Origin of the sequence: Georgenia sp. M64 (assembly GCF_038049925.1) — a bacterium.
Classification (GTDB): domain Bacteria; phylum Actinomycetota; class Actinomycetes; order Actinomycetales; family Actinomycetaceae; genus Georgenia.
Window position 1 is genome coordinate 1 of record NZ_CP145809.1, and the last position, 22,092, is coordinate 22,092.

A 22,092-nucleotide genomic window follows, 5' to 3' on the forward strand; every position below is an offset into this window, starting at 1 on the left:
TGGATGCAGCCAGCGTCCGCAGGGGGTGGTGAACCGGTCGGTCTTGGGGTGAAACGTCGTGTCTGCGCCTTGAGGTTCTACCCACACTCTGTGGATAAGTGTGTGGACGACGTGCGGACGTGCCACACTCGTCGTCTGCCCGACCACTGCGCCAAGGGGACCCTCGTTGCCTGAGACACAACCGATCACGGAGAGCTGGACCCAGGCCGTCGAGCTCCTCAGCTCCCGGGGCGAGATCGGGGGCGCCCAGCTGGCGTTCGTCCGGATGACCCGCCCCCTGGGCGTCATCGACGGGACGATCCTGCTCGCGGTCCCCTCCGACTTCGCCAAGGACTTCCTCGAGACGCGCGCCCGGGAGCCGATCACCGACGCCCTCGCCGAGGTCATCGGCGGGACGGTGCGGTTCGCCGTCACCGTCGACCCCACGCTCGAGGAGACCCCGCTGGAGCCGACGGGCCCGGTCCTGCCCACCGCGGAGGCTCCCCGGACGGCGCCCTCGGCACGCACCCCCGCCCGGGTGCCGTTCGACGACCGGCCCCTGCCGCCGCCGGTGCGTTCGGTGGCCGATCGGGGCAGCTCGACGGAGGACCACTCCGTCGACTCCTCCCGGCTCAACCCCAAGTACACCTTCGAGACCTTCGTGACCGGGTCGTCCAACCGTTTCGCGCACGCCGCGGCGACCGCCGTGGCCGAGGCGCCGGCCAAGGCCTACAACCCGCTGTTCATCTACGGCGGGTCGGGCCTGGGCAAGACGCACCTCCTCCACGCGATCGGGCACTACGCCCGCAACCTCTACCCGGGCATCCGGGTGCGGTACGTGAACTCCGAGGAGTTCACCAACGACTTCATCAACTCCATCCGGGACGACAAGGCGGAGAACTTCCAGCGCCGGTACCGCAACGTCGACGTCCTCCTCATCGACGACATCCAGTTCCTCGGCGGCAAGGAGCAGACGGTCGAGGAGTTCTTCCACACGTTCAACACCCTGCACAACGACAACCGCCAGGTGGTCATCACCTCCGACGTGCCGCCCAAGCAGCTCAACGGCTTCGAGGACCGTCTCCGGTCCCGGTTCGAGTGGGGGCTGCTCACCGACGTCCAGCCGCCGGACCTCGAGACCCGCATCGCCATCCTGCGCAAGAAGGCGGTCGCCGAGCACCTCCAGGCGAGCGACGAGGTCCTGGAGTACATCGCCTCACGGATCTCGACCAACATCCGCGAGCTCGAGGGGGCCCTCATCCGGGTCACCGCCTTCGCCAACCTCAACCGCCAGCCGGTCGACCTGTCCCTCGCCGAGATGGTCCTCAAGGACCTCATCACCGACCCCGAGGGCGAGGACATCACGCCGGCCCTCATCATGGGCCAGACGGCGAACTACTTCTCGGTCTCCATCGAGGCGCTGTGCTCGGCCGACCGCTCCCGGGTGCTCGTCAACGCCCGTCAGATCGCCATGTACCTGTGCCGCGAGCTCACCGACCTCTCGCTGCCGAAGATCGGCCAGCTCTTCGGCGGCCGCGACCACACCACGGTGATGCACGCCAACCGCAAGATCCGTGAGCAGATGGCGGAGAAGCGCTCCACCTTCAACCAGGTCACCGAGCTCACGAACCGGATCAAACAGAAGGCCCGCGGGAACTGACCCCCGCCTCTTGGCCCTTGCCCGGACTCCTCGTCACCTGTATAGGAGATTCACAGATGTGTACAACGCTGTGGACAACGGTGGAGAACCCCCCTCCGCGCGGTGGACGACGACACCCCGACCGGTGGACGCGTGCTGGGGACGTTCCGACGATCCACCGCCACCGGCCGTGACGCACAGACCGGCACACCACCCCGCTCACAGCCCGATCCACTCCCTGACCTGCGACAACGCCACCTTTCCACAGTCTCCACAGGTGCTACGACGATGATGACACCTAGATACCGGGATGGCTGTTGACAACCAACGAGGCACGGACGGGGACCCGCCCACCGAGTACTACACGCCGGTTGTTCGCCTCGCGTAGGGTTGCCCTGCGCCGCGTGCACCCTGCGGCTCGGTCATCGAGAGAAGGTCATCCATCGTGAAGTTCCGGGTCGAACGTGACGTCCTGACCGAGGCTGTGACCTGGACGGCGCGCTCACTGCCGACGCGCCCCCCGGTGCCGGTCCTCGCCGGCGTCCGCCTCGAGGCCACCGCCGACGGCACGCTGACCCTGTCGAGCTTCGACTACGAGGTCTCCGCCCGCTCCGAGGTGCCTGCGGAGGTCGACAGCGCGGGCGTGGTCCTCGTCTCCGGTCGGCTCCTCGCGGACATCTGCAAGTCGCTGCCCGCCAAGCCGGTCGACGTCGACCTCGACGGCACGAAGGTGATCCTCACCTGCGGCGCGTCCCGGTTCACGCTCCTGACGATGCCCGTCGACGACTACCCGGCGCTGCCGGCGATGCCCGAGACCACCGGCAGCATCGACGCCGGCGTCCTCACCGAGGCCGTCGCCCAGGTGACCACGGCCGCCAGCCGCGACGAGACCCTGCCGCTGCTCACCGGCGTCCGGGTGGAGATCGAGGGCGAGAAGCTGACGCTGCTCGCCACCGACCGCTACCGGCTCGCGATGCGTGAGCTCTCCTGGCACCCGAAGTCACCCGCGATCTCCTCGGTGGCGCTCGTGCGGGCCCGCACGCTCTCCGACGTCGCGAAGTCCATGACCAGCGCCGGCTCGGTCGACGTGGCGCTCGCCGACGACGGACCGGCCGCCCTCATCGGGTTCGAGGCAGGCGGCCGCCGCACCACGTCCCTGCTGGTGGAGGGTGACTACCCCCCGGTGCGCCGGCTCTTCCCCGACACGACGACGACGCATGCCGTGGTGAGCACCCACGCGCTCATCGAGGCCGCCCGCCGCGTCAGCCTCGTGGCCGAGCGCAACACCCCCATCCGGCTGAGCTTCTCCGAGGGCCAGGTCGTGCTCGAGGCGGGGCAGGGCGACGACGCGCAGGCGTCGGAGGCCCTCGAGGCCGCCCTCACCGGTGAGCCCATCACCACGGCCTTCAACCCCCACTACCTGCTCGACGGGCTCGGGGCGCTCACCACACCGTTCGTGCGGATGTCGTTCACCCACCCGAGCAAGCCGGCCGTGATGACCGGCCAGGGCTCGCTCGAGGGCGACGACGACCCCGCCTTCCGGTACCTGCTCATGCCGATCCGGTTCGCCGGCTGATGGGGGACGCGATGCACATCGGGATGGTGGGCCTGGGCCGGATGGGCGGCAACATGGCCGAGCGGCTGCGTTCGGCCGGCATCGACGTCACCGGCTACGACGTCAACCCGGCGACCTCCGAGGTCGCCTCGCTCGCCGAGCTGGTCGCGGCGCTCCCGGCGCCGCGCCGGGTGGTGTGGGTGATGGTCCCGGCCGGAGCTCCCACCGAGGACGCGCTGCACGAGCTCGCGGGGCTCCTGGACGAGGGCGACGTCGTCGTCGAGGGCGGCAACTCCCACTTCGAGGCCGACCGCACCAACGCTGCCGCCTTCGCCGAGCGCGGCGTCGGGTACGTCGACGTCGGTGTCTCCGGTGGCATCTGGGGCCGCGACAACGGCTACGGCCTCATGGCCGGCGGAGCGGCGGAGGACATCGCGCTGCTCATGCCCGTCTTCGACGCCCTGCGCCCGGACGGTCCCCGTGAGGAGGGCTTCGTCCACGCCGGGCCGGTCGGCGCCGGGCACTACGCCAAGATGGTCCACAACGGCATCGAGTACGGCCTCATGCAGGCCTACGCCGAGGGCTACCAGCTCCTCGAGGCCCGCGACGACCTCATCACCGACGTCGGAGCCGTGTTCGGGGCCTGGCAGCGCGGCACCGTGGTGCGCTCCTGGCTGCTCGACCTCATGGTCAACGCCGTCAAGGACGACCCGGGCCTGGACGACATCTCCGGCTGGGTGGACGACTCCGGTGAGGGCCGGTGGACCATCCTCGAGGCCATCGAGAACGCCGTGCCGGTCCCCGTGATCTCCGCGGCGCTGTTCGCCCGGTTCTCCTCCCGGCAGCCCAACTCGCCCGCGATGCGCGCCGTCGCGGCGCTGCGCCAGCAGTTCGGCGGGCACGCCACCCGTCCCGCCGCCGGGGACTCCGCGGCCGACGAGTAGCACCGGCCCGACCGCGAGGAGCGGGGCCCGGTTCCCGGGCCGGGCCCGGCACGCGTGATACTGGGACGCGCCGGCCGCTGGGGCCGGCGGCGGTGACGCGAGGAGGGCACGGGTGTACGTCTCCGACCTGGCCCTCAACGACTTCCGGTCCTACCGCGAGGTCGTCCTCGCCCTCGAGCCCGGCGTGAGCGCGTTCGTCGGCCGCAACGGCCAGGGCAAGACGAACCTCGTCGAGGCGGTGGCCTACCTCTCGACCTTCTCCAGCCACCGGGTCGCCGCGGACGCCGCCCTCGTGCGCCAGGGCGCCCCGGGGGCGGTCGTGCGGGCCAAGGTGGTCCACGGCGACCGGCCCACCCTCGTCGAGCTCGAGATCGTGGCCGGCAAGGCCAACCGCGCCCGGCTCAACCGCTCGCCCGCACGCACCCGGGACGTCCTGGGGGTGGTGCGCACCGTCCTCTTCGCGCCCGAGGACCTCGAGCTCGTCAAGGGCGACCCGGCCCAGCGCCGCCGGTTCCTCGACGAGCTCATGGTGCTCCTGACCCCCCGCCTGGCCGGGGTCCGCGCGGAGTACGAGAAGGTCCTGCGCCAGCGCGGCGCCCTGCTCAAGTCGGCCGGTGCCGCCCGGCGCCGGGGGGTGCGACCGGACCTGAGCACCCTCGACGTCTGGGACGGCCAGCTCGCCGCCGCCGGGGCCCGGATCGTCGCCGCGCGCGCGGCTCTCGTGGCCACGCTGCGCGGGCCCGTGGCGGCCGCCTACGACGAGGTGAGCGCCGGTCAGGGCACCGCCCGGATCGACTACCGCGCCAGCATCGACGTCGCGGACGACCTGCCCGGGCCGGACGCGTCCGCGCTGGCCGGGGAGACGACCGAGGCAGCGGCCGCGCGCGCCGCCGCGGAGGAGCAGGAGCTGCGGCTCACCGACGTCCCCGCGGTGACCGAACGGCTCCTCGAGGCGATGGGCCGGCTGCGCGAGCGCGAGCTCGAGCGGGGCGTGTGCCTGGTCGGGCCCCACCGCGACGACCTCGTCCTGTCCCTGGGCACCCTGCCGGCCAAGGGTTTCGCCAGCCACGGCGAGTCGTGGTCCTACGCCCTCGCCCTGCGCCTGGCCTCCTACGCGGTGCTGCGCGACGACGACGGCGCGCCCTGGGACGGCGACGGCGAGCCCGTGCTCATCCTCGACGACGTCTTCGCCGAGCTGGACTCGCGCCGTCGTGAGCGCCTGGCCGGGATGGTGGCCGGCGCCCGTCAGGTCCTCATCACCGCCGCCGTGCCCGAGGACGTCCCCGCGGTCCTCGAGGGCGCGCGCTACGAGGTCGCCGAGGGGAGGGTCGAGCGTGGTTGAGCGGCCGGCGGGCACCGCCGCGGACGGTGCCGGGGACGACGCGGGACTCGGCGAGGACCCCGACGCCGCCGCTCGTGTCGCCCTCAACCGGGCCCGCGACGTCGCCCGTGGGAAGGGTCTGTACCGCGCCCCGCGACGCCGGCGCGACGGCCGCGCCGAGGAGCCGGCGCCCGCCGAGGCCGACGGCGGGAGCGCCGGGGCAGGCACCGGGTGGCGCCGGGGGCCGGGGCTCGGCGACGGCATCTCCGGCCCGGGACCGTCCCGGCGCGACCCGCAGCCGCTCGGCGGCCTGACGGAGCTGGTGGTGACCCAGCACGGGTGGCGCCGGTCGATGAGCGTGGGCGGCGTCGTGGGGCGGTGGCGCGAGGTGGTCGGCGACCAGCTCGCCGACCACTGCCAGGTGGAGACCTTCGACGGCGGCGAGCTGGTCGTCCGGGCGAGCTCGACCGCCTGGGCCACCCAGATCCGGCTCCTCCTGCCCCAGCTCGAGCGCCGGCTCGCCGAGGAGGTCGGCGAGGGCACGGTCACCGCGATCGTCGTCCTCGGTCCCGGCGGGCCGAGCTGGAAGCACGGGCGTCGGGCGGTGCGTGGCCGCGGCCCGCGAGACACCTACGGCTGAGCACGCCGAGCCCCTCCCGGGGGACCCGCCGCCCCGCCCCCACCTGTGGACAAAACCTGTGGATATTCGTGGTTTTCGGCTCAGGCACGGTAGAATTCGTTGACCCGTCCGACCGGCGCGCACGCGCGCCCGAGGGGTCGGACCCGGCCCTTCCCACAGGCCGGTGACGGCCGCGGCGGGCCGCCCTGCCCGCTACCCGAGGAGAGCCCGCGACCGTGGCTGACCACAGTGCTGACGCCGAGACGACCACCGACGTGAAGGCGTCAGGCCAGGGCATCGCGAACGCCGGGACCGTCCCGACGAGCCAGGAGTACGGCGCGGGGAACATCACCGTCCTCGAGGGTCTCGAGGCGGTGCGCAAGCGCCCCGGCATGTACATCGGCTCCACCGGTGAGCGGGGTCTGCACCACCTCGTCTACGAGGTCGTCGACAACTCCGTCGACGAGGCCCTCGCCGGCTACTGCGACCACATCCAGGTCACCCTCCTGGCCGACGGGGGTGTGCGCGTCGTCGACAACGGCCGCGGCATCCCGGTCGACATGCACCCCACCGAGGGCCGCCCCGCCGTCGAGGTCGTCCTCACCGTCCTGCACGCCGGCGGCAAGTTCGGCGGCGGCGGGTACGCCGTCTCCGGCGGCCTGCACGGCGTGGGCGTCTCCGTGGTCAACGCCCTCTCCCACCGCCTCCAGGTCGAGGTCCGCCGGCAGGGATTCACGTGGCGGATGGGCTTCGTCGACGGCGTGCCGACCGGCGACCTCGTCAAGGGCGAGCCCACCGACGAGACGGGCACCACGGTCACGTTCTGGGCCAGCGAGGACATCTTCGAGACCACCGACTACAGCTTCGAGACCCTGCGCGCGCGGTTCCAGCAGATGACCTTCCTCAACAAGGGCCTGCGGATCACCCTCACGGACGAGCGCTCCGGCGTCACCGACGCCGGCGACGAGATCACCGGCGACGCCGGCGGCACCGACGACGACGCCCGCACCGGGCACCGGGAGGTCTCCTACCTCTACGAGAACGGGCTGCGCGACTACGTCCACCACCTCAACGCGACCAAGAAGGTCGAGCTCGTCCACCCCGAGATCATCTCCCTCGAGGCCGAGGACACGGTGCGCCGGATCTCGGTGGAGATCGCCATGCAGTGGACCTCGGGCTACTCCGAGGCGGTGCACACCTACGCCAACACGATCAACACCACCGAGGGCGGCACCCACGAGGAGGGCTTCCGGGCGGCCCTGACGACGCTGATGAACAAGTACGCCCGCGACAAGGGCCTGCTCAAGGAGAAGGACGACAACCTCACCGGCGAGGACATCCGCGAGGGCCTGACGGCCGTCATCTCCGTCAAGCTGGGCGAGCCGCAGTTCGAGGGGCAGACCAAGACCAAGCTCGGCAACACCGAGGCCCGCACGTTCGTGCAGAGCCAGATGTACGCCCACCTCGGCGACTGGCTGGACGCCCACCCGGCCGAGGCCAAGGACATCTTCCGCAAGTCCCAGCAGGCCGCCGCCGCCCGCATGGCCGCCCGCAAGGCCCGGGAGGCCACGCGGCGCAAGGGGCTGCTGGAGTCGGCGTCCATGCCGGGCAAGCTCAAGGACTGCTCGAGCCGCGACGCGCGGCTCTCGGAGATCTTCCTCGTCGAGGGCGACTCGGCCGGCGGGTCGGCGGTCCAGGGCCGCGACCCCGAGCACCAGGCGATCCTGCCGCTGCGCGGGAAGATCCTCAACGTCGAGAAGGCGCGGCTGGAGCGGGCCCTGGGCAACCAGGAGATCCAGGCGCTCATCACCGCCTTCGGCACCGGCATCGGCGAGGAGTTCGACGTCACCAAGCTGCGGTACTACAAGATCGTGCTCATGGCCGACGCCGACGTCGACGGCCAGCACATCTCCACGCTGCTGCTCACCTTGCTGTTCCGCTACATGCGGCCCCTCGTCGAGGGCGGGCACGTCTACCTCGCCCAGCCGCCGCTGTACCGGCTGAAGTGGACCAACGCCGCCCACCAGTACGTCTACACCGACCGGGAGAAGGACGCCCTCCTCGCCGAGGGAGCCCGCGCCGGGCGCCGGCTGCCCAAGGACGGCGGCATCCAGCGGTACAAGGGTCTGGGCGAGATGAACGACCAGGAGCTGTGGGACACCACGATGAACCCGGACACGCGCACGCTGCGCCAGGTGACCATCGAGGACGCCGCGGCTGCGGACGAGATGTTCTCGATCCTCATGGGCGAGGACGTCGAGTCCCGCCGCAGCTTCATCCAGCGCAACGCGCACGACGTGCGCTTCCTGGACATCTGAGCCAGCACGCCCGTCCGGGACGGCCGGCCCGTGCCGTCGCCCCGGTGAACCACCGACGAGAAGGACAGACGTGACCCAGCCTCCCGAGGACACCACCCCGGCCGACGACGGCGTCGTCATCCGCGACCGGATCGAGCAGGTCGACCTCCAGCTGGAGATGCAGCGCTCCTACCTCGACTACGCGATGAGCGTCATCGTGGGCCGGGCCCTGCCGGACGTGCGCGACGGCCTCAAGCCCGTGCACCGGCGGGTGCTGTACGCGATGTACGACGGCGGCTACCGGCCGGACTCCTCGTTCTCGAAGTGCTCCCGCGTCGTCGGGGAGGTCATGGGGCAGTACCACCCGCACGGCGACACCTCGATCTACGACGCGCTGGTCCGTCTCGTCCAGCCGTGGTCGATGCGCTACCCGCTGGTGGCGGGCCAGGGCAACTTCGGCTCCGCCGGTGACCTGGGCGCCGCCGCCCCGCGGTACACCGAGTGCAAGATGGCGCCCCTGGCGCTGGAGATGGTCCGGGACATCGACGCCGAGACGGTCGACTTCCAGGACAACTACGACGGCCGGAACCAGGAGCCGGTCGTCCTGCCCGCCCGGTTCCCGAACCTGCTCGTCAACGGGTCCGAGGGCATCGCGGTGGGCATGGCCACCCGGATCCCGCCGCACAACCTGCGCGAGGTGGCCGACGGCGTCCGGTGGTTCCTCGAGCACCCGGAGGCCTCGAAGGAGGAGCTCCTCGGCGAGCTCATGCTGCGCATCAAGGGACCGGACTTCCCCACCGGGGCGCTGGTCCTGGGCCGACGCGGCATCGAGGACATGTACCGCACCGGCCGCGGGTCCATCACCCAGCGGGCCGTCGTGGAGGTCGAGGAGCTCCAGGGCCGGCAGTGCCTCGTCGTGACCGAGCTGCCCTACCAGGTCAACCCCGACCGGCTCTCGCAGAAGATCGTCGACGGCGTCAAGGACGGCCGGATCACCGGCGTCGCGGACATCCGCGACGAGTCCTCGGGCCGCGCCGGCCAGCGTCTGGTCATCGTGCTCAAGCGCGACGCCGTCGCCAAGGTCGTGCTCAACAACCTCTACAAGCACACCCAGCTGCAGGACAACTTCCCGGCCAACATGCTGGCCCTGGTCGACGGCGTCCCGCGCACCCTGAGCCTGGACGGCTTCGTCCGGCACTGGGTCCACCACCAGATCGACGTCATCGTCCGGCGCACCCGGTTCCTGCTGCGCAAGGCCGAGGAGCGTATCCACATCCTGCGCGGCCTGCTCAAGGCCCTTGACGCGCTCGACGAGGTCATCGCCCTCATCCGCCGCTCGCCCACCGTGGACGAGGCCCGGGCCGGGCTCGTCGAGCTGCTCGACATCGACGAGGTCCAGGCCGAGGCCATCCTCACCATGCAGCTGCGCCGCCTCGCGGCCCTCGAGCGGCAGAAGATCCTCGACCAGCACGCCGAGGAGGAGGCCAAGATCATCAGCTTCAAGACGATCCTCGCCTCCCCGGAGCGACAGCGCGAGATCGTCGGCGAGGAGCTGGCCACGGTCGTGGACCGCTACGGCGACGACCGGCGCACCACGATCCTGCCGTTCGACGGCGAGATGAGCATCGAGGACCTCATCCCCGAGGAGGACGTGGTCGTCACCATCACCCGCGGCGGCTACGCCAAGCGCACCCGGGTGGACAACTACCGCTCGCAGCGCCGCGGCGGGAAGGGCGTGCGGGGGGCGCAGCTGCGCGAGGACGACATCGTCGACCACTTCGGCGTCACGACGACGCACCACTGGCTGCTCTTCTTCACCAACCTCGGCCGGGTGTACCGGGCCAAGGGCTACGAGCTGCCCGAGGGCGGCCGCGACGCCAAGGGCCAGCACGTCGCGAACCTCCTGGCGTTCCAGCCGGGTGAGACGATCGCCCAGGTGATCTCGCTGCGCGACTACGACCAGGCGGAGTACCTCGTCCTGGCCACGCAGCGCGGCCTGGTGAAGAAGACCCGCCTGTCGGAGTACAACACCAACCGCACCGGCGGCGTCATCGGCATCAACCTGCGCGAGGACGCCGAGGGCAACCCCGACCGCGTGGTCGCCGCCCGCCTGGTCGACCACGACGACGACCTCGTCCTGGTCTCCCGCAAGGGCCAGTCGATCCGGTTCACCGCCACGGACGAGGCGCTGCGGCCCATGGGCCGGGCCACCTCGGGCGTGACGGGGATGAAGTTCCGCGGCGACGACGAGCTCCTCGCCATGGACGTCGTCCGTGACGACTCCGAGGTCTTCGTCGTCACCGAGGGAGGGTTCGCCAAGCGCACCGCGGTGGGGCAGTACCGCCTCCAGGGTCGCGGCGGGCTGGGCATCAAGGTCGCCAACCTCGTCGAGGAGCGCGGAGACCTCGTCGGGGCGCTCATCACCGACCCCGACGACGAGGTGCTCGTCATCATGGCCAGCGGGAAGGTGGTGCGCTCCGCCGTCGCCGAGGTCAACCTCACCGGCCGCAACACCCAGGGCGTGACGTTCGCCCGGCCCGACAAGGGTGACCGCATCATCGCCGTGGCCCGCAACGTCGAGCAGAAGGTGGCCCAGGACGCCCACCTGCTCTCCGGCGCGACCGCGGAGAGCCCCGCCGAGGTGGGCGAGGGTGACGGGGTAGTCTCTGACGAGCCCACCGCCGGCACAGGAGGAGACGCATGAGCAGCAGCACGTCCGGCCGCGGCCCGGGCACGCCCCCGCCGCCGCCCCCCTCGGACGTGAGGGGCGAGGGTCGCACCTCGACGATGCGGCGCAGCCTGGCCGAACGCCTGGGCGGCAGCTCGGACGGCGACGCCACCGAGCGGGTCACGACGCGATCGGCGCCCTCCGCGCCGTCGGCCGCCGCGCCGTCGGCCGGCCCGACGACGGCGTCCCGGCCGCGACCCGCGCCCTCGGCGGCCTCCCCGGCCGCCGCCCGGGCACCCCGCCCGCCCGCCCCCGGCCCCCGGCGCGTGCGCCTGTCGGTCTCCCGGGTGGACCCGTGGTCGGCGATGAAGCTGTCGTTCCTGCTCTCGGTCGCGCTCGGCGTGATGATCGTCGTCGCCGCCGCCGTGGTCTGGTTCGTGCTGGACTCCATGCAGGTCTTCTCCGACGTCGAGGAGCTGCTGGTCTCCATCGGCTCGGAGAACTTCCTCCAGCTCATGGACTACCTCGAGTTCGACCGGGTGATGTCGTTCGCGACCATCGTCGGTGTCGTCGACATCCTCCTGCTGACGGCGCTGGGCACGATCGGGGCCTTCCTGTACAACATCGTCGCGGCGCTGGTCGGGGGCCTGCACATGACCCTCACCGACGACTGAGTGAGACTGCTCACGAGGACCTTCCCAGGTTTTGGCCGGTCACCGGCTCTGGGATAGAGTTGCCCGGCGCCCACAGCGCAGCTCCCCGCAGGCCCTAGGCTCGATGGGGCGCGGGCCTATAGCTCAGTCGGTTAGAGCGCTTCCCTGATAAGGAAGAGGTCGCTGGTTCGAGTCCAGCTAGGCCCACCACCCCGGTCACGGGGACGCACCGCCCGGAGGTCATCGTGAAGAGGAAGCTCCTGATCGCGCTCGGCGCCGTCGCCGGCTACCTGACCTGGCTGAAGATCCAGCAGGACCGCGAGGAGCGGGACCTGTGGGCCGAGGTCACGGACAGCTTCGGCGAGGAGCCGCCCGCTCGCTAGCACCACCCGCGCCGGTCACGGCGCACCAGGGGCCATGGCGCAATTGGTAGCGCACCTGCTTTGCAAGCAGGGGGTTAGGGGTTCGAGTCCCCTTGGCTCCACTCTGAGTCTCCTTGGCTCCACTCCGAGTCTCCTTGGCTCCACTCCTGCGGCGTAGTGTCGCTGCTCGGTGTGGGAGGGGGTCCGATGAGTGCCGGTCTCCGCCGGATGTCGGGGTGGATGTTCTCCCGCCACGCCCACCCGCTCAGCGCATGGTCGCGCTGGGCCTCGACCCCGCTGATCCTGGTGCCGGTCTGGACCCGCCGCTGGTCGACCCTGGTGCCGATCGGCGCATGGATGGCCCTCAACCCCGTCCTCACCCCGCCGCGGGCCGACGACTCCGCCTGGGCCACCCGCGCGGTGCTCGGTGAGGAACGCTGGGTCACCGACCACCCGCACGACCGCCTCGCGGTGCTCAACGCCGTGAACGCCGCGGTGCTCGTTGCCGCGATGGTCCCTGCCCGGAGGCACGACAGGCTGCTGACGATCCTGGGCGCGGCCACATCGATGGTCCTCACCCTGGTGTCCTGGCACCTCTACGCGGGGTACTACGACCAGCACCGGGAACCGATGGGCCGCGCGGACACTCTCACGGGCTGGTGAACCGCGGTCGGCGTGCGGGCCGGGGTCCGCGCCGGCCGTGCTCATGCGTCCCCGGCCCCGGGTTCAGCGGGTCGGTCGCGTCCCGACGGTGAACAGGTCGCCGGGCTGGCACTGCAGCTCGTCGCAGATCGCCGCGAGCGTGGAGAACCGCACTGCCTTGGCCCGGTCGTTCTTGAGGATCGAGAGGTTGGCGACGGTGATGTCGACCCTTCGAGCGAGCTCGGTCAGCGTCATGCCGCGCGCCTCCAGCAGCGCGTCGAGGTGACAGCGGACGGCGCCGTGCGGGTTGGCGTCGCCGGTCACACGACCCCGTCCAGGTCCTCGGCCATCTTCACCCCGGCTCGCCACACCTCGGCGACGACGCCGATCACGACCCCCGCGAGCAGCGGCACGAACGTGATCTCCCAGTCGCGCTGGACGATGTCCGCCGCGGCAGAGGTGTCCAGCAGGTGCCGCCGTAGCCACTCCCCCGCCACGGACAGTGCTGTACCGCCGACGCCGACAAGCACGGCGAGAGTGCGGAGCCGCCCGGCGTTGACGTCGGTGAAGGGGCTGCCCGTCCGGACGGACCGCACCACCCGGAGCACCAGGAGCAGGGAGCCCGCGGCCAGGAGCGGGCCAGCAGCGCGCCACGCCACCCACGACCAGCGCTGCGCGAGCGTCGGACCGAAGAACCCGACCTGGCCCGTGTACGGCCCGGTCACCTCCACGGGGGGCCCACCGGTGACGGCGTCCCTCGTGCCGTCCGGGGTGTCGGTCCACAGGGGCGCACCCCGGACGACGATCCCGGCATCGGGGCCGAACGTGGTCTCGACGGCCATCACGTACTGGCTCTGGCCGACGACCGGCCAGCGGGGGTCGAGGTCCACCAGGCCCAGGCCGTTGGGTCCGACGAGCACCGACAGGCCCAGGGCCGCGCTCAGGACGACGCCGACGAGAACCACGAGCTCCGCTGAGACCAGGCGGAGACCCCGGCGAGTCGACTGCTGCATATCGGCCATGACGCCCCCATATCGAAGATCGATGTTATCGACAAACGATACGGGTAGCGGGGTGTTCTGGGAAGGGTCTCCCGTCGGGCCGACCGCTCTCCTCAGGTCACCGGTGCGTCGGCCGTGTGGCGCGGGCGAAGACCCCAGCGTCCCAGCTCGAGATCCGCCAGCGCCCCGGTCACCCTGGCGTCACCCTCGCGCCAGGACCGCAACGGGTCCGGTCCCAGGGCACGCAGGCGTTCCGGCCGCTGGTGGGCGAGCGCGCGCAGGGCCAGCAGGTCGGCGCCGCCCGGGGCCTGCGCGAGGAGCCGCAGGCTCCCGGCGCGACGGGCGTAGTGCAGGCGCAGGCCCGCCCACGGCACGACCACGGCGAGGACCGGGACGAGGGCGACGAGGAGGGCGAGCACCACGGCGAGAGTCCCGACGAGGTCCACGACGCCGTCGCCGGCCTGCCGCAGCTGCTCCCCGGTCGCCGCGACCCGGTCGAACGGGTCCTGCAGGCGCGAGCCCACCAGGGGCACCCCGGCCGCGGTGGCGCCGGCCTCGGTCATGCCCGACTCGATCGTCGTCCCGACGTCGGCCAGGTGCCGGCCCGGTGCCGTGGCGGCCATGACGGCGCCGTGCACGACCCGCGCGAGCAGCACCCACACGACCGTCCACGCCACGACGCCGAGGTCGCCGGCCACCTGCAGGGCGCGGCGGACGGGCTGCTCGGCGTAGAACGTCATGACCCGTCGCGCCAGGAGTGCACCGGGTCGTAGCCGAGCACCCGCCTCGCCTTGGCGATGGAGAGCAGGGTGTCGTGCTCGCCGATCTCCCCGCGCACGGGCACGCCGGGGAACTCCGCCGCGAGGAGCTCGGCGTTGGGCCGGGACATCACGGTGTCGGGCGAGGCGATGACGAAGACGTCGTGCCCGACGGCGTCGTGCTCGAGGGCCCGCAGGACCGCCCGGGCGCCGTCGCGGGCGTCGATGTACCCCCACAGGTTCCACCGGCGGGCGGTGGGATCGGCGTCGAAGCCGGGGAAGGCCGCGTAGTCCTCCGGGTCCATGACGTTGGAGAAGCGCAGCGAGACGATCTTCAGGGTCGGGTCCCAGCGCGTCAGCTCGCGCGCCATCGTCTCCTCGAGGTGCTTGACGAGGGAGTAGGTGCTCTCCGGACGGGCCGGGTACTCCTCGTCGACCGGCACGTACGGCGGCGGGACGTCGAACGGCAGCCCGAGGACGGTCTCGGACGAGGCGTGGACGACGTTGGTGATCCCCAGCCGGCGCACCGCCTGGAAGACGTTGTAGGTGGCGAGCATGTTGTTGTGGAAGGTCGCGACGTCGCTGCGCAGACCCGGCGCCGGGATGGCGCCGAGGTGGACGACGGCGTCCACGCCGTCGTGCTGGTCGTCCACGCCCGAGAGCGCGTCGAGCACCTGCCCGTAGTCGGTGAGGTCGACCCGCACGTAGCCCGCACCCCGCTCCCCGGCGACGTCAAGGTTGATGACCGTGTGGCCTGCCTCGGCCAGCGTGGTGACGACGGTCCTGCCCAGCTTCCCGGAACCCCCGGTGACGGCGATACGCATACCGTCATCCTGCCGCGCCGGCCCGGGACGCGCGAGGGCCCCGGCGGCGCGCTGCCGGCCGGGGCCCTCGGGACGTGCGTCAGAGCTCGCCGAGCTTGCGGCCCTCCGTGTCGTCGGTCCCGTCGGTGCTCGTCTCGTCGGCCTTCTTCTCGGCGGCGTCGGCCGCGTCCCGCGCGGCGTCCGAGCCCTTGTCGGCGGCGTTCTTCGCCTTGCCACCGGCGGCCTCGGCAGCCTTCTTGGCGGCGTCGCCCGCCTTCTTGGCCGCAGCGCTCGCCTTCTCGGCCACGCTCGCGGCGGCCGCTGCGGCGCCCGAGGTCGAGGCGGTGCTCGTACCGGCGGTGGCGCTCGTGCCGGCGGTGGCGCTCGTGCCGGGGGTGGCGACCGTGGTGTCGTCCCAGTACTCCTCCGCCCACGGGTCGTCGATGGGCTGGCTGCGACGCCAGAGCAGATAGCCGGTTCCGGCGGCAGCGGTGCCCACGAGCACCCAGCCGAGGGTCTTGACCACGCCGTGGCTCTTCTTCGGCGGCTGCGTCAGCGCCTTGCGGGCGGCCTCGCCGGCGACGGCGGCCTTCGCGCTGAGGCCGTCGGTCTTCCCGGCGGCCTCGGCGGCGTCGTGCATCGCCTTGGAGACCCGGGGCAGGTAGTCGTCGACGATCCGCTCGTAGGCGTTGTCGACGGCGGGGCGCACCTTCTCGGTGGCGGCCTCGACCTTGGGGGCCGCGACCTTGACCGTGTCACGCCACGCCTTCTCGGCCTTGGGCCCGGCCCAGGCGCCGGCGGCCTCGACGCGCGGGCCCGCCCAGTCCTTGCCGTGCTCGGCGAGAAGCTTCGCCTGCTTGCTCGCCAGGTGGGCCTGCTCGCTGACGACGGCAGCGAGCTCGGCCGCCTGCTTGCGGATCCGCTCGGCTTCGATCTCAGCGGTCTTGACCTTGCGCGACATGTGCTCTCCCCTACTTGTCGTCCGTGCGACGGCGCGCGGCGTACGCCCGCGCCTTCTGCAGATCCATCTTGCCCCCAATCGGTCCAACGCGCCCGCGCTTGGCAGGTTCCGGGTCGACCTCGGCCGCCGGAGCACTGCACGCGCGCGACCTGTGGGTGGTGCGTGCGAGGATCGACCCATGGAAGCGACTCTGCACACCACCGCCGGCGACATCGTCGTCGAGCTCTACCCCAACCACGCGCCCAAGACGGTCGCCAACTTCACCGAGCTGGCCACCGGGAAGCGCACGTGGACCGACCCGTCGACCGGTGAGGAGACCGACCGTCCGCTCTACGACGGGGTGGTCTTCCACCGCGTCATCCCCAACTTCATGATCCAGGGCGGCGACCCGCTGGGGAACGGCACGGGCGGTCCCGGCTACACCTTCGACGACGAGATCCACCCCGAGCTGAGCTTCACCGAGCCCTACATCCTGGCGATGGCCAACGCCGGCAAGCGTGGCGGCCGGGGCACCAACGGTTCGCAGTTCTTCATCACCACAGCGGCCACCACCTGGTTGCAGGGCAAGCACACCATCTTCGGCAAGGTCGTCGACCAGGCGTCGCGCGCCGTCGTCGACAAGATCGGCGCCACGCCCACCGGCGCGATGGACCGCCCCGTCGAGGAGATCGTCATCAACTCCGTCACCGTATCCGAGTAAGTCCCTCGACGAGCGTGATGCACGCATGAGCCACGACCCCGGGCAGACCGGCACCGAGGTGCCGGTCTGCCCTCGTCACCCCGACGTCGTCGCCTACGTGCGGTGCCAGCGCTGCGGGCGGCCCACCTGCCCGCAGTGCCAGCGGCCCGCCCCCGTGGGGATCCAGTGCGTCGACTGCGTCGCCGAGGCGCGCCGCAACGCCCCGGTCGTCCGCACGGTCCTCGGCGGCCGTGCGCGCGGCGACAAGCCGGTCATCACCATGACGGTGATCGGTCTGAGCGTGCTGGCGTACCTCCTGCAGATGGTGCTCGGCGGAGCGCTGACCTCCCGGTTGGTGTTCGCGCCGTCGATCGGCTGGGTGGAGCCCCACCGGTTCCTCACCTCGGCCTTCCTCCACGGTGGCGCCCTGCACCTCGCGGTGAACATGTACGCCCTGTGGATCGTCGGGTCCGTGCTCGAACCGGCGCTGGGCCGATGGCGCTACATCGCCCTCTACCTGCTCTCGGCGATCGGCGGCTCGGTCGCCGTGCTCGTCCTGGCCGACCCTGAGGGCATCTCGTGGATCACCCAGGTCGTCGGCGCGTCCGGGGCGGTCTTCGGGCTGTTCTCGGCCATCTTCTTCGTGATGCGGCGGCTGGGGCGCGACGCCACCCAGATCCTCGTCCTCATCGGGGTGAACTTCGCCCTCGGGTTCTTCATCAGCTCGATCTCCTGGCAGGCCCACCTGGGCGGTGCGGTCATCGGAGCCATCCTCGCCGCGGCCTACGTCTACGCACCCAAGGACCGGCGGACCCTCGTGAGTGTGCTCGCCACGGTGGCAGTCGCGGTCGCCCTGCTCGTCGCGGCGTACCTGAAGTACACGGTGGCCTGACAGGCGGGACGCCGGAGACGGCCACGAGTGGGCCGGCACCGTCAGCGTGGCGGTCGTCAATGGTGCCGCGGAGCGTGGTCGCCGGAGCGTGGGCGCCGGCGGACGGGGTGCGCGTCGCCACTGGTCGGGTGCGCAGTCGGCCGTCACGAGGCTGCGCGACACCAGAGAGCGCTCCGACGAGGGCTGAGAGACCGCCCTCGCTGCGTACCGCCGTCCACAGGATCACAGGAATGACAGCGCTGTAGTTCTCCACAGGTGTGCGCACAGATGTGGATGACAGTGGTGTAACTATCCACACCTGAGTGCACATCGGTGGATAGTTACACGCCTGTCAGTTTCCCCCAGGTGGGGACAAGGCTGTGGACAGAGTCGGCACGGGGTTGGGGAACCACCGGGCCGGGCTGGGGATAACTGCACGCCGAATGTGGAGATCCCCGCCCGGAGCACACGAGGGGCACCGCGCGGGCCGTGCCGGCCGGTCCGGCCGCGGGAACGGCGACGGGCCCCGACCGTCGTGGTCGGGGCCCGTTCCGCTGCTCCGTGCGCCAGGTGCCGGCGCAGGCTCGGTGCTGCGACTCAGCGCCAGCGCATCGTCATGAAGAAGCCGGTGATCATCACGCCGAACCCGATGGCCAGGTTCCAGTTCCCCAGGCCCGGGACGGGCAGGTTGCCCTGGGTGAGGTACGTCAGGACGACCGAGACGAGGCCGAGGACCATCAGCGCCACCATCGTCGGGGCCCACCAGTGCGGGCTCGGGCGGGGGCCGGCGGGAGGCGTGGGGGTGCTGCCCACGGTGTGGCCGGACTTCTTGCGCTTTCTCGACTCGGGCACTGCTGGTCTCCTCACGGCCCCGCACGGGGCACCACTGTCATGCCGGGTGCCCCGGCCGCTTCCGACGGACACGTTCCCGCGGGGGCCGGTCCGTCGCCTACCGTAGTCTCGCACGCGTGTCGTCCGGGGCGGCCCCGGCCACGCGGCACCGGGAGGAGGCGCCGTGGAGCACCACAGCGATCCACCCGAGCCCGGCGCCCTCGCGCAGCCGCCGCGCCCGCACACCGCGCGACGGCCCCTCCCCACCGTCGTGCGCGCCGGGTCGGTCGGGACCGCCGCCGTCGCCGCCCTCGCAGGCCTGCTGTTCGCCACGGGCGCCCAGATCTTCGCCGGCGACAGCTCGCGCGACGCCGCGGACATCACCGACCTCGCGCGCGACGAGGCCGAACGCCTCCTGGAGCTCGAGGAGGAGAACGCCGGCCTCCGTGCGGACATCCAGCCCTACCTCGACGCCGAGCCGGCCCCGGCGGGCGAGGGCGCGGGCGCCTTCTTCGCGGCTCTGGCAGCCGGGAGCGAGGCGGCCGAAGGGCCCGGCCTGCGCGTCGAGCTCTGGGACGCCCCCGTCGACGGCCAGGACTCCGACATCCCACCGGACGCGCTCGTGGTCCACCAGCAGGACCTCGAGGCCGTCATGAACGCGCTGTGGGCGGGCGGCGCCGAGGCCATGGCGGTCCAGGGCCACCGGGTCGTCTCCACCACCGGAGTGCGTTGCGTGGGCAACGTCCTGCACATCCAGGGCCGGATCTACTCACCGCCCTTCCGGGTCGAGGCGATCGGCGACCCGGAGCAGCTGCGCACGTCGCTCATCGCGTCCGAGGGCGTGCAGATCTACCTCCAGTACGTCGACGCCGTCGGCCTGGGCTGGTCGGTCGAGGAGACCGGTCTCGAGCTCCCCGCCTACAGCGGGTCCCTGAGCCTGCGCCACGCCGAGGTCATCGAGGAGGGCACCGCATGACCGCAACCCACCGTGCGGCGGTCCCCGCCGCCGCCGACACCCCACCCGAGAGGACGTCGCAGCAGTGAGCAGGATCCTCGTCATCGACAACTACGACAGCTTCGTCTACACGATCGTCGGGTACCTCCAGCAGCTGGGCGCCGCGACTACGGTCGTGCGCAACGACGAGGTGCCCGCCGACCTGGACGGCTTCGACGGGGTGCTGGTCTCGCCCGGACCGGGGGCCCCCAAGGAGGCCGGCGCCTCGATGGAGGTCATCGAGGCGTGCGCCGACCGCGAGCTGCCGATGCTCGGGGTGTGCCTGGGCCACCAGGCGCTCGGCGAGGTCTTCGGTGGCGTCGTCACCCACGCCCCCGAGCTCATGCACGGACGCACCTCCGTCGTGGAGCACACCGGCGAGGGGGTCTTCGACGGACTGCCGAGCCCGTTCACCGCCACGCGGTACCACTCCCTGGCGGTGGTCCGGGAGACCGTCCCCGACGAGCTGGTCATCACGGCCGCGACCGGTTCGGGCATCGTCATGGGCCTGCAGCACCGCACGCTGCCCCTGCACGGGGTCCAGTTCCACCCCGAGTCGGTGCTCACCGAGGGTGGGCACCGGCTGCTCGCGAACTGGCTCACCACGACGGGCGACGACGACGCGGTGGACCGTTCGCAGGGCCTCGCCCCGCTCGTGCGGAGGTAGCCTCAGCCCCCGTCCGCCGGTGCCTCCGTGGGCGGCGCCGTGGTGGGCGGGGCGGTGGTCGGCGGCTCGGTCGTGGGGGGCGCGGTGGTCGGCGGCGCCGTCGTCGGCTCGGGCTCCGGCGGCGCGATCGCCACCGTGAGCGTCACGGTCGTGCCGCGCTCGACGACGCCCTCGGGGTGGGACTGCTCCAGGACGGTCCCGGGCGCGAAGTCGCCGGACTCCTGCTCGACGATCCGGACTCCCAGGTCGAGGTCGGCGAGGATCTGCGACGCCTCGGCCTCGGTCCGTCCGGTGAGGCCGGGCAGGTCGACGTTGGCGCTGGCGATGACCAGGTCCACGGTCGTCCCCGGCGGTACGGCCTCGCCGGCGGCGGGTGAGGAGCTGATGACGTCGCCGACGGAGACGGACGCGTCGGCGTTCTCCTCCGTCACCCGGCCGCGTTCGAGCTCGGCACGCTGGAGCTCGGCGGTCGCCTGGTCCTGGTCGAGACCGCGCACGTCCGGTACCTCGACCGCGCTCGGGCCGGCGGAGAACGAGACGGTGACCGTCTCGCCGGTCTCCACCTCGGTCCCCACCGCCGGGGTGGCCTCGACGAAGAGCCCCTCCTCGACGGAGTCGGACTGGACCGCCTCACCCAGGGCGAAGACGAGGCCGTCGCCCTCGAGCTCCTGGCGGGCCTCGACCTGGTCCATCCCCGTGAGGTCCGGGACCGCGACCACGGTGACCGGCGGCGGCTCCTCCTCGCGGGTCACGATGAGGGCGACGATGCCGGCGGCGGCCGCGACGCCCAGCAGGGCGAGCAGCCAGACCCACCACCGGGACCCGCGGCGCTCCTCGTCCTCCGGCGGCAATCCGTTGCCGGCGGTCGTGGTGGGCGTGGCGGCAGTCATCGTGCGGGTGGCCGCGGCGGCGCCGAGCGGCGCCGTGGCCGCAGCCGCGCCGGCCGCCGCACCGGCTGCCCAGAAGGCGGCGGTCGGGGCCTGCACCTGCCCCCCGCGAACGGCGGCGAGGAGGTCGGTACGCATGTGGGCGGCGTCGGCGTAGCGGTCCTCGCGGTCCTTCGCCAGCGACTTCAGCACCACCCGGTCGAGCACCTCGGGGATGTCGGGGGTGATGGTCGACGGCGCCTTCGGCATCTCCCGGACGTGCTGGTAGGCCACGGCGACGGCGGAGTCCCCGGTGAAGGGCGGCTGGCCGGTGAGGAGCTCGAAGAGGAGGCAGCCGGTGGAGTAGAGGTCCGAGCGCGCGTCGACGACCTCGCCGCGGGCCTGCTCGGGGGAGAGGTACTGGGCGGTGCCCACGACGGCGTGGGTCTGGGTCATCGTCGCGGCCGAGTCCGCGATCGCGCGGGCGATGCCGAAGTCCATCACCTTCACCGCGCCGGTGGGGGTGAGCATGATGTTCCCGGGCTTGATGTCCCGGTGGACGATGCCCTCGCGGTGCGAGTACTCCAGCGCGGACAGCACGCCGGCGACGATCTCCACCGCCTCGTCGATCGGGACGGGGTCCCCACCCGAGAGCAGGCTCCGGACCGTGTGCCCCTCCACATACTCCATGACGATGAACGGCACGGTGGTGGTCCGACCGGAGGACGACGTGACCTGCTCCTCACCCGTGTCGTACACCGCCACGATCGAGGGGTGGTTCAGCGCCGCCGAGGACTGCGCCTCGCGGCGGAACCGCGCCTGGAAGGTGGCGTCCCGGGCGAGGTCGCTGCGGAGCACCTTGATGGCCACGGTGCGCGAGAGCCGGCTGTCGTAGCCGATGTGCACCTCGGCCATGCCGCCGCGCCCGATGAGCTCGCCGACCTCGTAGCGGCCGGCAAGAACGCGCGGGATCTCGTCCACC

General features: G+C 72.0%; 21 protein-coding genes and 2 tRNA genes. 16 read left to right on the forward strand and 7 right to left on the reverse strand.

Features of this window, described 5'->3' with window-relative positions; genetic code table 11:
- Positions 1–166 precede the first annotated feature (166 nt).
- The 12 genes from dnaA (at position 167) to AAEM63_RS00060 (ending at position 12,700) form a co-directional block, all read left to right on the forward strand.
- Positions 167–1,639, forward strand: coding sequence for a chromosomal replication initiator protein DnaA (gene dnaA, locus AAEM63_RS00005; RefSeq protein ID WP_341359705.1), 1,473 nt, complete (start codon positions 167–169; stop codon positions 1,637–1,639).
- Between the two features lie 424 nt (positions 1,640–2,063).
- Entirely contained in the window at positions 2,064–3,194 is a 1,131-nt protein-coding gene (gene dnaN / locus AAEM63_RS00010; protein WP_341359706.1) for a DNA polymerase III subunit beta, read from the forward strand.
- A gap of 11 nt (positions 3,195–3,205) precedes the next feature.
- Complete coding sequence (gene gnd, locus AAEM63_RS00015; protein WP_341361411.1) at positions 3,206–4,117, forward strand: phosphogluconate dehydrogenase (NAD(+)-dependent, decarboxylating); 912 nt, start codon at positions 3,206–3,208, stop codon at positions 4,115–4,117.
- 112 nt (positions 4,118–4,229) lie between these two features.
- Complete coding sequence (recF, locus tag AAEM63_RS00020) at positions 4,230–5,459, forward strand: DNA replication/repair protein RecF (protein WP_341359707.1); 1,230 nt, start codon at positions 4,230–4,232, stop codon at positions 5,457–5,459.
- Complete coding sequence (locus tag AAEM63_RS00025; RefSeq protein ID WP_341359708.1) at positions 5,452–6,078, forward strand: DciA family protein; 627 nt, start codon at positions 5,452–5,454, stop codon at positions 6,076–6,078. Before recF ends, AAEM63_RS00025 begins: the two co-directional genes overlap by 8 nt.
- 275 nt (positions 6,079–6,353) lie before the next feature.
- The gene (gene gyrB, locus AAEM63_RS00030) at positions 6,354–8,375 is read left to right on the forward strand and encodes a DNA topoisomerase (ATP-hydrolyzing) subunit B (RefSeq protein ID WP_341361412.1); all 2,022 of its coding nucleotides are present in this window, start codon (positions 6,354–6,356) and stop codon (positions 8,373–8,375) included.
- 70 nt (positions 8,376–8,445) lie between these two features.
- Entirely contained in the window at positions 8,446–11,058 is a 2,613-nt protein-coding gene (gene gyrA / locus AAEM63_RS00035) for a DNA gyrase subunit A (protein ID WP_341359709.1), read from the forward strand.
- Positions 11,055–11,696, forward strand: coding sequence for a DUF3566 domain-containing protein (locus tag AAEM63_RS00040; protein WP_341359710.1), 642 nt, complete (start codon positions 11,055–11,057; stop codon positions 11,694–11,696). The genes gyrA and AAEM63_RS00040 overlap by 4 nt, the downstream gene beginning before the upstream one ends.
- 112 nt (positions 11,697–11,808) lie before the next feature.
- Positions 11,809–11,885: transfer RNA gene (locus tag AAEM63_RS00045), tRNA-Ile, on the forward strand.
- Positions 11,886–11,920: 35 nt separating this feature from the next.
- Positions 11,921–12,058, forward strand: coding sequence for a DLW-39 family protein (locus AAEM63_RS00050; protein WP_341359711.1), 138 nt, complete (start codon positions 11,921–11,923; stop codon positions 12,056–12,058).
- Between the two features lie 28 nt (positions 12,059–12,086).
- Positions 12,087–12,159 (forward strand) — tRNA-Ala (locus AAEM63_RS00055).
- 85 nt (positions 12,160–12,244) lie between these two features.
- Positions 12,245–12,700, forward strand: coding sequence for a DUF6653 family protein (locus tag AAEM63_RS00060; RefSeq protein WP_341359712.1), 456 nt, complete (start codon positions 12,245–12,247; stop codon positions 12,698–12,700).
- A 63-nt stretch (positions 12,701–12,763) separates the two neighbouring features.
- Here AAEM63_RS00060 and AAEM63_RS00065 read toward each other — a convergent pair whose 3' ends face one another.
- The 5 genes from AAEM63_RS00065 to AAEM63_RS00085 all read right to left on the reverse strand — a co-directional run bounded on the left by AAEM63_RS00065 (position 12,764) and on the right by AAEM63_RS00085 (position 16,202).
- On the reverse strand, positions 12,764–13,003 hold the full coding sequence (locus AAEM63_RS00065; protein WP_341359713.1) for a helix-turn-helix transcriptional regulator: 240 nt from the start codon (positions 13,001–13,003) through the stop codon (positions 12,764–12,766).
- On the reverse strand, positions 13,000–13,701 hold the full coding sequence (locus AAEM63_RS00070) for a DUF2975 domain-containing protein (protein WP_341359714.1): 702 nt from the start codon (positions 13,699–13,701) through the stop codon (positions 13,000–13,002). The genes AAEM63_RS00065 and AAEM63_RS00070 overlap by 4 nt, the downstream gene beginning before the upstream one ends.
- Before the next feature lie 92 nt (positions 13,702–13,793).
- Entirely contained in the window at positions 13,794–14,420 is a 627-nt protein-coding gene (locus AAEM63_RS00075; protein ID WP_341359715.1) for a hypothetical protein, read from the reverse strand.
- Positions 14,417–15,262: an NAD(P)-dependent oxidoreductase gene (locus tag AAEM63_RS00080; RefSeq protein WP_341359716.1), complete on the reverse strand. Its 846-nt coding sequence runs from the start codon at positions 15,260–15,262 to the stop codon at positions 14,417–14,419. Before AAEM63_RS00080 ends, AAEM63_RS00075 begins: the two co-directional genes overlap by 4 nt.
- Positions 15,263–15,341: 79 nt before the next feature.
- On the reverse strand, positions 15,342–16,202 hold the full coding sequence (locus AAEM63_RS00085; RefSeq protein WP_341359717.1) for a hypothetical protein: 861 nt from the start codon (positions 16,200–16,202) through the stop codon (positions 15,342–15,344).
- 178 nt (positions 16,203–16,380) lie between these two features.
- Here AAEM63_RS00085 and AAEM63_RS00090 point away from each other — a divergent pair, with 178 nt between their 5' ends.
- The gene (locus AAEM63_RS00090) at positions 16,381–16,902 is read left to right on the forward strand and encodes a peptidylprolyl isomerase (RefSeq protein WP_341359718.1); all 522 of its coding nucleotides are present in this window, start codon (positions 16,381–16,383) and stop codon (positions 16,900–16,902) included.
- Positions 16,903–16,927: 25 nt separating this feature from the next.
- Positions 16,928–17,773 (forward strand): rhomboid family intramembrane serine protease, encoded by an 846-nt coding sequence (locus AAEM63_RS00095; RefSeq protein ID WP_341359719.1) that lies wholly within the window; start codon positions 16,928–16,930, stop codon positions 17,771–17,773.
- Positions 17,774–18,349: 576 nt separating this feature from the next.
- Here AAEM63_RS00095 and AAEM63_RS00100 read toward each other — a convergent pair.
- Positions 18,350–18,604, reverse strand: coding sequence for a cell division protein CrgA (locus AAEM63_RS00100; protein ID WP_123915874.1), 255 nt, complete (start codon positions 18,602–18,604; stop codon positions 18,350–18,352).
- A gap of 163 nt (positions 18,605–18,767) precedes the next feature.
- Between AAEM63_RS00100 and AAEM63_RS00105 the strand changes: the two genes are divergently transcribed.
- A complete protein-coding gene (locus tag AAEM63_RS00105) occupies positions 18,768–19,559 on the forward strand; it encodes a DUF881 domain-containing protein (protein ID WP_341359720.1) in 792 nt (263 codons plus the stop codon).
- Positions 19,560–19,623: 64 nt separating this feature from the next.
- Entirely contained in the window at positions 19,624–20,244 is a 621-nt protein-coding gene (locus tag AAEM63_RS00110; RefSeq protein WP_341359721.1) for an aminodeoxychorismate/anthranilate synthase component II, read from the forward strand.
- 2 nt (positions 20,245–20,246) lie between these two features.
- On the opposite strand, the gene pknB is transcribed toward AAEM63_RS00110, so the two are convergent.
- Positions 20,247–22,091: a Stk1 family PASTA domain-containing Ser/Thr kinase gene (gene pknB, locus AAEM63_RS00115; RefSeq protein ID WP_341359722.1), complete on the reverse strand. Its 1,845-nt coding sequence runs from the start codon at positions 22,089–22,091 to the stop codon at positions 20,247–20,249.
- Position 22,092 lies beyond the last annotated feature (1 nt).